The organism is Citrobacter sp. C348, from assembly GCF_047467975.1.
Lineage (GTDB): Bacteria > Pseudomonadota > Gammaproteobacteria > Enterobacterales > Enterobacteriaceae > Citrobacter > Citrobacter gillenii.
This window is the reverse complement of the sequence record NZ_JASJUJ010000001.1, coordinates 467,162-480,015: the sequence shown is the minus strand read 5'-3', so window position 1 is coordinate 480,015 and position 12,854 is coordinate 467,162. Positions and strand designations below refer to the sequence as shown.

Below are 12,854 nucleotides of genomic sequence, written 5' to 3'. Positions count from 1 at the left end.
CCTTTGAAATACCTTGCTTCTGTTCATGCAACCCTAAAAGTCTCACGCTACCTGTTCAGAGCGCTGGCGCTGCTGGTCTGGCTTCTGATTGCTTTTGCGAGTGTGTTCTACATTGTGAATGCGCTGCATCAGCGAGAATCGGAGATCCGTCAGGAGTTTACGCTTAGCTCCGATCAGGCGCAGCGCTACATTCAGCGCACGTCTGATGTGATCAAAGAGCTGAAATATATTGCAGAGAACCGCTTAACGGCGGAAAACGGCGTGATGTCGCTGCGGGCGCGGGATGACAAAACCGTTGTGCCTAATTTTGAGCCGTTGTTTGCTGATTCCGACTGTGCGGTGATGGGCAACGCCTGGCGTGGTTCACTGGAATCGCTGGCGTGGTTTATGCGCTACTGGCGCGACAATTTCTCCGCCGCCTATGACTTAAACCGCGTGTTTCTGATCGGCAGCGATAACCTGTGTATGGCCAACTTTGGTCTGCGTGATATGTCCGTTGAACGCGATGAGGCGTTGAAAGCGTTGCATGAACGCATCGTTAAGTACCGCAATGCGCCGCAGGACGAAAACGGCAATAACCTGTTCTGGATAAGCCAGGGGCCGCGTCCGGGCGTGGGCTATTTTTATGCGCTGACGCCGGTGTATCTGGCTAATCGCCTGCAGGCGCTGCTTGGCGTTGAGCAGCCGATTCGTATGGAAAACTTCTTCACGCCGGGTAATCTGCCGATGGGCGTGACTATCCTTGATGAAAATGGTCACGCGCTGATTTCGCTGGCTGGCCCTGAGGGGACGATCAAAGCTGAACCGCGTTGGATGCAGGAGCGTTCCTGGTTTGGTTATACGCCGGGTTTTCGCGAGCTGGTGCTGAAGAAAAATCTGCCGCCATCATCGCTCAGTATTGTGTATTCCGTCCCGGTCGACATGGTGCTGGAACGCATTCGCCTGTTGATCCTCAACGCTATTCTGTTGAATGTGCTGGTGGGCGCGGCGCTGTTTATGCTGACACGTATGTATGAGCGACGTATTTTTATCCCTGCGGAAAGCGATGCCCAGCGTCTGGAAGAGCATGAACAGTTTAACCGTAAAATTGTTGCCTCTGCGCCAGTCGGTATTTGTATTCTGCGCACTATCGACGGTATTAACATCCTGAGTAACGAGTTGGCGCATACCTATCTGAATATGTTGACCCACGAGGACAGGCAGCGGCTCACACAGATCATATGCGGTCAGCAGGTTAATTTCGTTGATGTGCTCACCAGCAATAATACCAATCTGCAAATCAGCTTTGTGCATTCGCGCTATCGCAATGAAAACGTGGCGATTTGCGTACTGGTTGATGTTAGCGCACGTGTCAAAATGGAAGAGTCGCTGCAGGAGATGGCGCAGGCAGCGGAGCAGGCTAGCCAGTCTAAATCGATGTTCCTCGCCACGGTCAGCCATGAGCTGCGTACGCCGCTGTACGGCATTATCGGCAACCTGGATTTGCTGCAAACCAAAGAGTTGCCGAGTGGTGTCGATCGGTTGGTCACGGCGATGAACAACTCCTCAAGCCTGCTGCTGAAAATTATCAGCGATATTCTCGACTTCTCAAAAATTGAATCTGAACAGCTTAAGATTGAGCCGCGTGAGTTTTCACCGCGCGAGGTGATGAACCACATTACGGCCAACTATCTGCCGCTGGTGGTACGTAAGCAGCTGGGATTGTACTGTTTCATCGAACCGGATGTGCCGGTGGCGTTGAATGGCGATCCCATGCGTTTGCAGCAGGTGATCTCTAATCTGTTGAGCAATGCGATTAAGTTCACCGATACCGGCTGCATTGTGCTGCATGTGCAGCGTCATGGTGATTATCTCAGTATTCGCGTACGTGATACCGGCGTGGGCATTCCGGCCAAAGAAGTCGTGCGTCTGTTCGATCCGTTCTTTCAGGTCGGCACCGGGGTTCAGCGTAATTTCCAGGGAACCGGATTGGGGCTGGCGATTTGTGAAAAACTGATCAGCATGATGGATGGTGATATATCCGTCGATTCCGAACCCGGAATGGGCAGCCAGTTTACGGTGCGTATTCCACTGTATGGTGCGCAGTATCCACTGAAGAAAAGTGTGGAAGGGCTGACCAATACCCGCTGCTGGCTGGCGGTACGTAACGCTTCACTGTATCGCTTTATCGAAGCCAGCCTGACGCGTAACGGGATGACGGTGCTGCGCTATGAAGGTCAGCAACCCGACGCTGATGACGTGTTGATTGCCGATGATGAGCAGGAACAGGCATGGCAGGGACGCGCCGCGGTGATTTTCTGTCGCCGACATATCGGCATTCCGCAGGAGAGAGCGCCGGGTGAGTGGGTGCACAGCGTGGCCTCACCGCACGAGCTGCCTGCGCTGCTGGCGCATATATATCGTGTTGAGCTGGAGGATGAAAATCTCTCCAGCGCGCTGCCTGCGCCGGATAAACTCGGCAATACCTATGATGACATGATGATTCTGGTGGTTGACGATCATCCGATCAACCGCCGCTTGTTGGCCGATCAGCTGGGATCGTTGGGGTATCAGTGTAAAACAGCCAATGATGGTGTAGACGCACTCAATGTGCTGAGTAAAAATCATATCGATATCGTGTTGAGCGACGTCAACATGCCGAATATGGACGGTTACCGCCTGACGCAACGCATTCGTCAGCTGGGGCTCACACTGCCGGTGGTTGGCGTAACGGCGAATGCACTGGCAGAAGAGAAGCAGCGTTGTCTGGAGTCAGGGATGGATAGTTGCTTATCCAAGCCGGTGACGTTGGATGTGCTGAAGCAGACGCTGACGGTGTATGCGGAAAGAGTGAGAAAAACGCGGGGATAAAAAATGCCGGATGGCGGCGTTTTCCTTATCCGGCCTACGGAACATACCTCAATGAGGTATCGTTCGTAGGCCGGATAAACGTAGCGCCATCAGGCATGTTGATGGTAAAAGGAATCAGTCTTTGTCGGACGGGCTTAGCGTCACGGACGAGAGATAATTAAGCAGGGCGATATCGTTTTCAACGCCCAGTTTCATCATCGCGGACTTTTTCTGGCTACTGATGGTTTTAATGCTGCGGTTGAGCTTTTTGGCGATTTCAGTGACCAGGAAACCTTCCGCGAACAGGCGCAGAACTTCGCTCTCTTTCGGCGAAAGACGTTTGTCACCATACCCGCTGGCACTGATTTTCTCCAGCAAACGAGAAACGCTTTCTGGGGTAAATTTCTTGCCTTTTTGCAGCGCCGCCAGTGCTTTTGGCAGATCCGTGGGCGCACCTTGTTTCAGCACGATCCCTTCAATGTCGAGATCCAGCACCGCGCTGAGGATCGCCGGGTTGTTGTTCATGGTCAGGACGATGATCGACAGGCTCGGGAAATGGCGCTTGATGTATTTAATTAACGTGATCCCGTCACCGTATTTATCTCCCGGCATAGAGAGATCGGTTATCAACACATGCGCGTCTAATTTCGGCAAATTGTTGATCAGTGCAGTGGAGTCTTCAAATTCGCCGACAACGTTTACCCATTCGATTTGCTCAAGTGATTTACGAATACCGAACAGTACAATCGGATGGTCATCGGCAATAATTACGTTCATAGTGTTCATGTATTGGGCTACCTTGCTACAGCAAGCTCTTGACGTAAGCGTCAATGTCGCTGATGTATTTTTCTATACCTGGAGCATCTTTTTCTTGAATAAGATGTTCCAGCGCTTCACATAACTGCTTGCCGGGTACCAGATTAAGCATGGCAAACACGCCTTTCAGGCGATGGGCGGTTTGGGCTAACGCAGCGAAATCGCTGGTTTCCGCCTCAGTATACAACCTCTTAACATCATCCGGTACTGTGTCTACAAAGAGTGCATAGTAACCACTGGCATGAAGTTCGGCGTTTTCATCTCCGCCGAGGGGGATTTCCTGGATCTCTTCCTGCGCCAGCTGCTCTTCTATTAGCTCGAGGACAGCTTCCTGCATAGCATTGCTCATATTAAAGTTGACGCGCAGCTGGCCAGGGCCAATTTTGCGTACGCCAGACTCATCATCGCTTAAAAGCAAGCCCGAGGCAGTAAGATTAGACGGATTATCAGTTAAAAAGAGATCATATTCTTGACTACTCAACCGTTCATCGGGCGTGATGCAGGTGGCTCCCCAGTTTTCTAGCTGACGTAATACGATGCTACGTACCTCACTGGAGGTGACATCAACCATCACGCAGACGTCATCCAACAGGCGCTCTTCAATGTCAGCATGTTGGTCATGCAGCGGCATTTTAACATGGACGATATAACGCGTTCCAAGTTCTTCACGCGCTTTGATATTCAGGTGCCCGCCCAGTTTACGGGCCAGCTGATCGCATAGCCAAAACGTCAGCGGGTTGGCTTTGCCATAGCGATCGCCCTGCGTTTCATTGATGAACGGAAAGTGTAGATTATCAATTTCATTCAACGTTACGCATTCACCAGTATCCAGAATACGGAAGGTCAGGCGCTCTGCCTCTGATTCATCCTGGTCAACTTCGAGGGTAATTTTCCCAATTTGCGTGGTGGTTACCGCGTATTGAATCAACAGCAGCAGAATACGGCGCAGGGCGTCACGGTCGCCGCGGCGTTCATCGCTGGCGCTGAGGTTATTTTTAATCAGCAACTGCAGGCCTTTGCGTTTAATGACCGGCAGAACGTCAGGTACCACTTCATCAATTAACGTTTGAACGGAGAACAGCGTGGACTCGCTTTTCCAGCTGTCGCTTTCGAGAATATTGGCCAACTGAATTTCATCAACCATTCGCACCAGCACATCGGCCTGATTTGCCAGTTTTTGACGGTCAGGCGTATTGAGTGCGGCGGCATTAACGGCCAGTATTCTGGCCGGATCTTTCAGGGCATTGCCGATATTCTGCATAAAGGCGGCGCGGGCCTGCTGGTTTTTCTCATACAGGCGCTGGGCTTGTTTCAGTTTTTTATTCACCAGTACTTCTTTGTCCTGGTCGCGAATAATAAAGATCTGTGTGCGCGGTGAGATCTGGCTGCGAAACAGTCTGATTTCATACAGCTCATTATTGACGGTGGCCTGGATTACTCCCTGATGCTGTTCCGCCATGCTGGTAATATTTTGCAAATTCAAATGCGGCAGCAGGTGGTCGGCAATTTTATTGCTGATGACCGTACGGTTGGCTTCCTGGTCGTGCACCAATAAGCCCAGCGGCAGCAGTGAAACAATCTCTTCGTTGATTGCTCGCAAAACGCGTAATTCATTATTGGCGGCAAGATTTGGCGCCACGTCGGTCGAGCGAGCAGGGAGGTGGCGAAAGGTGGTATAGCCAAACAACGCCAGTGCCAGCAATGCGATGTTCAGCAACAGCGGCAGCAGGATATTTTGCAAGGTGTCGAGCAGCAATGAACCGAACGGGACCTGCCAGACCAGTCGCATATCCGTTGAGTTTAGCGCCGATGAAATCTCAATTTTGGCGTTATTGAAGCTGATACTGACGCTGTCAGGCGACTCTTTTTCATTACTGTGCTCGACCGTTGAGGTGGCATCAGGTTCCAGATGAAAACTGTCCAGCGGCATGCCTGGCGGGATCAGATCATTAATGGGCAGGTCAAACGCCACCACGGTGGCCAGATGTCCCGGCTGATTAAAGGTGGTACGCAGCGTGAAGTAATGGCCGTTTTGCCAGACCAGGCGGCGCAGCGAGGAGAAGCTTTCACGTTCATCCAGCGCATTGGCCTGCTGTAGCATTTCTGCGCGGCGCGAATCGACGATATTACCAATCGTCGACTCTTTAAAGCCGGAGGTCAGATCTTTCAGTGGCAACGTCGAAATCAGGATCAGGCTGTTGTCCTGGCCATTGAGATAATACATTGACCACGGGACATTCTCGGCCCCCCACAGGGTATCCAGGTAGGTTGAGATACGCTGGGTCATCTCCAGCGTTGAGCTGTCATGCGAGCCAAAAATAAGCGCTTCGGTCTTTCTGCGTGGTTTCTCAAGATAGTAGATATCTTGTTTCAAACGGGTTTCTTGTAGTCCATCCGCTGTGGCGGATTGCGGGGTGGCGGCAATATTGTCATAAATTTGCCACGTGACGTACCGCCAGGTATCTACTCGTTTATGGATGGCATGCGTGATATCGACAATCTGATAGCTCTTATCTTTTAGCCAGGTGTTGACCGCGCTCTGGACCATCACGCCCATCATCACTAACAGCACAACGATCAGTAATAAGAAGAAACGGGTAATACTTCCCGGAAGCAGGGAGAATCGGGTAGAAGCCGTTGTGTCTGACTGACTCATTCGTGTTTAAGACCTGTTAGAACGATGCTTAAGATGAAGGGGCAGTATAAAGGGTAATGGATGAATTGCCATACTCTCACCGCATTGGACGCGCGGCATGTGTTTACCGCACATGTAGCCATCGTCAAGGCGTGGTCAATCTGTACAACCCGCAGTGTCAGGTATAAATATAAATCTTGAACCTAAGAATTTAGCATTAAATAACAAGAAATTATTAGATAAGCTTAGGTGTGATTAATGCACAGGGAAATAGTTAATAGTTGTTATAGTTTTTCCGTGGTAGCACGGGAGAGCCAGTTTTGTGTAAAGAAGGGTAAAAAAAAACCGAACGCAGTGCATTCGGTTGAAATAGGGGTAAACAGACATTCATGAATGAATGACGGTAATAAATAAAGTTAATGATGATAGCAGGGCTATTTTAGTTGCGAGTGAAGATTTTGTTTTGTCATTCAGTGCTATGAGTTTTATCAATGTAATTGATTGATTTATATTGCTATATGTATGTTTTTTGACTATTCGTGCTTATTTTGCTCATTTTTTGATTTTTAAAAAGTTCCCTGATATTAACATTTTGAAACATCTGTGTAGATAAATGAAACACCTTAAAAGTTTTAGTATCATATTCGTGTTGGATTATTCTGTGTTTTTGCGGAGAATGAAGTTGCCGACTGGTTAATGAGGGTTAGCCAGTGAGCAGTGGCATAAAAAAGCAATAAAGGCATATAACAGAGGGTTAATAACATGAAAGTTAAAGTACTGTCCCTCCTGGTACCAGCACTGCTGGTAGCAGGTACCGCAAATGCGGCTGAAATTTATAACAAAGACGGCAACAAATTAGACCTGTACGGTAAAGTCGATGGTCTGCACTATTTCTCTGATGACTCTACTAAAGATGGTGATCAGACCTATATGCGTATCGGCTTCAAAGGCGAAACTCAGGTCAGCGACCAACTGACCGGTTACGGCCAGTGGGAATACCAGATCATGGGTAACTCCTCTGAAAACGAAAACAACTCCTGGACCCGTGTGGCATTTGCAGGTCTGAAATTCGCTGATGCCGGTTCTTTCGACTACGGTCGTAACTACGGCGTGGTTTACGATGTAACGTCCTGGACCGACGTTCTGCCGGAATTCGGCGGCGACACCTACGGTTCTGACAACTTCATGCAGCAGCGTGGTAACGGCTTCGCGACCTACCGTAACACCGATTTCTTCGGCCTGGTTGATGGTCTGAACTTTGCCATTCAGTACCAGGGTAAAAACGGTAGCCCGGAAGGCGAAGGCATGACGGGAGTGACCGGCAACGGTCGTGATGCACTGCGTCAGAATGGCGACGGTGTTGGCGGATCGATCACGTATGATATCGGTGAAGGCTTCGCGCTGGGTACCGCAGTCACCAGCTCCAAACGTACTGACGAGCAGAACCGTTTGAACTTCGGTACTGGCGACCGTGCTGAAACCTACACCGGTGGTCTGAAATACGACGCGAACAACGTGTACCTGGCTGCACAGTACACCCAGACCTACAACGCAACGCGTGCAGGTGATTTAGGCTGGGCTAACAAAGCGCAGAACTTCGAAGCCGTTGCACAGTACCAGTTCGACTTCGGTCTGCGTCCGTCCGTGGCTTACCTGCAGTCCAAAGGTAAAGACCTGGGTCGTGGTTATGGTGACGAAGACATCCTGAAATATGTTGATGTTGGCGCGACTTACTACTTCAACAAAAACATGTCTACCTACGTTGATTACAAAATCAACCTGCTGGATGACAACCAGTTCACCCGTGATGCGGGTATCTCTACCGATGATATCGTAGCGCTGGGTCTGGTTTACCAGTTCTAATCTGCGTTCATTGTTATTAAAAGGCCCTGCGGGGCCTTTTTTCATGCCGTTATTCCGGCGTACAGGCAACCCTTTTTGGTGTACTCTTGCGTCCGTTCGCATGAGGATTATCACGTATGGATATGAATTTTTACCGCGTAGCCCTGTTGGCTGCGACGATCTTTTTCGTTGGTTGCGATAACGCGCCAAAATCGGCTCAGACCACACCCCCCGCCGCCACCGTCCTGGATGGCAAAACCATGGGCACCTTCTGGCGGGTTAGCGTGGTGGATGTCGATGCCAAACGCGCCGAAGAACTGCGGGCCAAGATCCAGACGCAGCTTGATGCTGACGATCAACTGCTCTCTACCTATAAAAACGATTCTGCGCTGATGCGCTTTAACCTGTCGAAAAGCCTGTCACCCTGGCCGGTTAACGATGCCATGGCGGATATCATCACCTCGGCGCTACGCATTGGCGCGAAAACCGATGGCGCGATGGACATCACCGTCGGCCCGTTGGTTAACCTGTGGGGATTTGGTCCGGACCAGCAGCCGCTGCATATCCCCACGCAGGCACAGATTGACGCCGCGAAAGCGCAAACCGGGCTGCAGCACCTGACCGTAATCAATGACACGCGGCAGAATTATCTGCAGAAAGATCTAGCGGATCTGTATGTCGATCTCTCTACCGTTGGTGAAGGTTATGCTGCCGATCATCTGGCCCGACTGATGGAGCAGGAGGGGATCGCCCGTTATCTGGTGTCCGTTGGTGGGGCGCTGAACAGCCGGGGGATGAACGCCGAGGGACGTCCGTGGCGCGTGGCGATCCAGAAGCCCACCGATCGGGAAAACGCGGTGCAGGCGGTTGTCGATATTAACGGTCATGGCATCAGCACGTCTGGCAGTTATCGCAATTACTATGAACTGGACGGTAAGCGTTTGTCGCATGTTATCGATCCGCAAACCGGTCGGCCAATTGAGCACAATCTGGTCTCGGTGACGGTGATTGCGCCAACGGCGCTGGAAGCCGACGGCTGGGATACCGGGCTGATGGTGCTTGGCACTGACAAAGCCAAAGAGGTCGTGCGTCGTGAAGGGCTGGCGGTCTATATGATCGTCAAAGAAGGTGAGGGGTTTAAAACCTGGATGTCGCCGCAGTTCAAAAGCTTTCTGGTCAGCGATAAAAATTAAAAAGCAAGATTGCGGGTTTTTACGTTCTGCAATGCGGACACACTAAGGCTAAGCGCTATGCTTAACAAAGGAGTCCATCATGAAAAATGTTTGTCGCGTAACCGATGAGGAGCGCTGGCAGTCGGTGTTGCAGCGTGACGCCGACGCCGACGGTCAGTTTGTTTTTGCTGTGCAAACCACCGGTATTTTTTGTCGGCCGTCCTGTCGGGCCAAACATGCGCTGCGTAAGAATGTCCGTTTCTTTGCCGATGTCGGGCAGGCGTTAGCGGCAGGGTTTCGTCCCTGTAAACGCTGTCAGCCGGATAAAGCCAACGCGCAGCAGCACAGGCTGGAGAAGATTAGCCTGGCCTGCCAGCTGTTAGAGCAGGAGTCGCCGCTCACGCTGGAGGCTTTAGCCCAGCAAGTGGCGATGAGCCCGTTTCATTTACATCGCCTGTTTAAAGCTACGACGGGCATGACGCCGAAAGCGTGGCAGCAGTCCTGGCGCGTCAGGCGTTTGCGTGACGCGCTAGCGAAAGGCGCACCGGTGACCCAGGCGATTTTGAATGCCGGCTTCCCCGACAGCAGCAGCTATTACCGTAAAGCGGATGGAGCGCTGGGCATGATGGCGAAGCAGTTTCGTCAAGGCGGCGATAAGCTGGCGATTCGCTATACCGTGGCGGACTGCGTACTGGACCGCTGCCTGGTAGCGGAAAGCGAACGCGGTATCTGTGCAATTTTACTCGGTGACGACGACGCCACGCTGGTATCAGAGCTGCATGAACTGTTCCCTGCCGCACAAGATATGCCTGCTGATACCGATTTTCAGCAACATGTCCGTGAGGTGATCGCGGTTATTAACACGCGTAATACCCCGCTGATACTGCCTCTGGATATACGCGGAACCGCGTTTCAGCAGCAAGTGTGGCAGGCGCTGCGCGATATTCCTTGTGGTGAAACGGTGAGCTACCAGCAGCTGGCGAATGCCGTGGGGAAACCGAAAGCGGTACGCGCGGTGGCGAGCGCCTGCGGGGCAAATAGGCTGGCGATTGTGATCCCGTGTCATCGGGTGATCCGCGGCGATGGCGCGCTTTCAGGTTATCGCTGGGGCGTCGCCCGCAAGGCGCAACTGCTGCAACGTGAAACCACAGGTGAGGACAGATAATGCTCGATCTCTTTGCGCAGGCAAAACCCTGGCAGGAGCCGCTGGCGTCCGGCGCGGTCATTTTGCGCCGTTTTGCGTTTGATGCTGCACCTTCTTTATTACAGGCAATGGCGGTTGTCGTCAGACAATCGCCGTTTCGCCAGATGGTGACTCCCGGCGGGTATACGATGTCGGTGGCGATGACCAACTGCGGGCAATTGGGCTGGACGACCGATCAGCATGGTTACCTTTATTCACCGAGCGATCCGCTGACAGGGTGCGCATGGCCGCCTTTGCCAGAGGTCTTTACCGATTTGTGCCAACAAGCGGCAACCGCTGCAGGCTATCCCGATTTTCGACCGGATGCCTGTTTGATTAATCGTTACACGCCAGGGGCAAAGCTGTCATTGCATCAGGATAAAGACGAACCCGACCTGCAAGCGCCTATCGTTTCTGTCTCGTTGGGCCTGCCCGCAATCTTTCAGTTTGGTGGTCTGAAGCGTAGCGATCCGTTAAAACGTCTGCTGCTGGAACACGGCGATGTGGTGGTGTGGGGCGGGAAATCGCGCTTGTTTTATCATGGGATACAGCCGCTTAAGACGGGGTACCATCCGTTGACGACCGACTGCCGTTACAATCTGACTTTTCGCCGTGCATGTAAAGAAGAATAAAAATAAGAATTATTATTGCCGTAAGCGAGGAGATGTTTAAACTGCGGGCTGTTATTACTTGTCCGGGTTGAACACATGGAACTTTTACTTCTTGTCTGGCGGCAGTATCGCTGGCCATTTATCAGCGTCATGGCGCTCAGCCTTGCCAGCGCTGCGTTGGGAATTGGGCTGATTGCGTTTATCAACCAGCGCCTGATTGAAACGGTCGACACCACGCTGATGGTGCTGCCGGAGTTTCTCGGCCTGCTGCTGCTGCTGATGATTGTAACCCTTGGCTCACAGCTGGCGCTGACCACGCTGGGGCACCACTTTGTCTACCGTCTGCGTAGCGAATTTATCAAACGTATTCTGGATACCCACGTCGAACGCATCGAGCAGCTCGGTAGCGCCGCGTTGCTGGCGGGCTTAACCAGCGATATCCGCAATATCACCATCGCCTTTGTCCGCCTGCCGGAGCTGGTTCAGGGGATCATATTGACCGTCGGGTCGGCGGCATATCTGGCGATGCTGTCGACCAAAATGTTGCTGGTGACGGCAATCTGGATGGCGATCACCATCTGGGGCGGATTCGTGCTGGTGGCGCGGGTGTACAAACACATGGCCACGTTGCGTGAAACCGAAGACAAGTTGTACAACGATTACCAGACGGTGCTGGAAGGGCGCAAAGAGCTGACCCTTAACCGTGAACGCGCCGAGCATATTTTTAATCAACTGTACGTCCCGGATGCCAAAGAGTACCGCCACCATATTATCCGCGCCGATACCTTCCACCTGAGCGCGGTCAACTGGTCGAACATTATGATGTTGGGTGCCATTGGCCTGGTGTTCTGGATGGCTAACAGCCTCGGCTGGGCGGATACCAACGTTGCGGCAACCTATTCGCTGACGCTGTTATTCCTGCGTACGCCGCTGCTGTCCGCCGTTGGTGCGCTGCCCACGCTGCTCACCGCCCAGGTGGCGTTCAATAAACTGAATAAATTCTCCCTGGCACCGTTCAAGGCGGAATTCCCACGTCCTACAGCCTTCCCGAACTGGCAAACGCTCGAGTTACGCGACGTGGTTTTCCACTATCAGGACAATGCCTTCTCCGTTGGGCCGGTCAATCTGACTATTCACCGTGGCGAGCTTATCTTCCTGATTGGCGGTAACGGTAGCGGGAAATCCACGCTGGCCATGTTACTGACCGGGTTATACCAGCCGCAGTCTGGCGAGATCCTGCTCGACGGTAAGGCGGTGGCAGTCGACAAGCCCGAAGACTACCGCAAGCTGTTCTCCGCCGTGTTTACTGACGTCTGGCTGTTCGACAAACTGCTGGGGCCGGAAGGCAAAGACGCTAACCCGGCGCTGGTTGATAAGTGGCTGGAACATCTGCAGATGGCGCACAAGCTGGAACTGAACGACGGGCGCATTCTGAATCTTAAGCTGTCGAAAGGGCAGAAAAAACGCGTGGCGCTGCTGCTGGCGTTAGCCGAGGAACGCGACATTATTCTGCTGGATGAATGGGCTGCCGATCAGGACCCGCACTTCCGTCGCGAATTCTACCAGGTGCTGCTACCGCTGATGCAGGAGATGGGCAAAACCATCTTCGCCATTAGCCATGACGATCACTACTTTATTCATGCCGATCGCCTGCTTGAAATGCGCAACGGCCAACTGACTGAGCTGCTGGGCGACGATCGCGATGCTGCCTCGCGAGATGCCGTAGCTCGCACAGCGTAACCCAACCAACCGCCGGTTTTTTGTTC

8 protein-coding genes are annotated in these 12,854 nt (G+C 52.3%); 6 read left to right on the top strand and 2 right to left on the bottom strand.

Annotation, left to right across the window (positions count from 1 at the left end; genetic code table 11):
• Positions 1-3: 3 nt before the first annotated feature.
• Positions 4-2,850, top strand: coding sequence for a two-component system sensor histidine kinase RcsC (rcsC, locus tag QNN86_RS02285; RefSeq protein ID WP_414210562.1), 2,847 nt, complete (start codon positions 4-6; stop codon positions 2,848-2,850).
• 114 nt (positions 2,851-2,964) lie between these two features.
• On the opposite strand, the gene rcsB is transcribed toward rcsC, so the two are convergent.
• Both rcsB and rcsD read right to left on the bottom strand, forming a co-directional pair.
• On the bottom strand, positions 2,965-3,615 hold the full coding sequence (gene rcsB / locus QNN86_RS02280; protein WP_045445418.1) for a response regulator transcription factor RcsB: 651 nt from the start codon (positions 3,613-3,615) through the stop codon (positions 2,965-2,967).
• Positions 3,616-3,631: 16 nt separating this feature from the next.
• Positions 3,632-6,301 carry a phosphotransferase RcsD gene (gene rcsD, locus QNN86_RS02275; protein WP_414210561.1) on the bottom strand — a complete coding sequence of 890 codons (2,670 nt, stop codon included), beginning with the start codon at positions 6,299-6,301 and terminating at the stop codon, positions 3,632-3,634.
• A gap of 741 nt (positions 6,302-7,042) precedes the next feature.
• Between rcsD and QNN86_RS02270 the strand changes: the two genes are divergently transcribed.
• From QNN86_RS02270 to QNN86_RS02250, 5 genes are all read left to right on the top strand, one after another.
• The gene (locus QNN86_RS02270; RefSeq protein WP_181617400.1) at positions 7,043-8,143 is read left to right on the top strand and encodes a porin OmpC; all 1,101 of its coding nucleotides are present in this window, start codon (positions 7,043-7,045) and stop codon (positions 8,141-8,143) included.
• 116 nt (positions 8,144-8,259) lie between these two features.
• On the top strand, positions 8,260-9,315 hold the full coding sequence (gene apbE / locus QNN86_RS02265; protein WP_181617399.1) for an FAD:protein FMN transferase ApbE: 1,056 nt from the start codon (positions 8,260-8,262) through the stop codon (positions 9,313-9,315).
• Between the two features lie 79 nt (positions 9,316-9,394).
• Positions 9,395-10,459 carry a bifunctional DNA-binding transcriptional regulator/O6-methylguanine-DNA methyltransferase Ada gene (ada, locus tag QNN86_RS02260; protein WP_414210560.1) on the top strand — a complete coding sequence of 355 codons (1,065 nt, stop codon included), beginning with the start codon at positions 9,395-9,397 and terminating at the stop codon, positions 10,457-10,459.
• Entirely contained in the window at positions 10,459-11,109 is a 651-nt protein-coding gene (alkB, locus tag QNN86_RS02255) for a DNA oxidative demethylase AlkB (protein WP_182269514.1), read from the top strand. The genes ada and alkB overlap by 1 nt, the downstream gene beginning before the upstream one ends.
• A 75-nt stretch (positions 11,110-11,184) precedes the next feature.
• Positions 11,185-12,828, top strand: coding sequence for a multidrug ABC transporter permease/ATP-binding protein (locus tag QNN86_RS02250; protein ID WP_181617396.1), 1,644 nt, complete (start codon positions 11,185-11,187; stop codon positions 12,826-12,828).
• Positions 12,829-12,854: the final 26 nt, after the last annotated feature.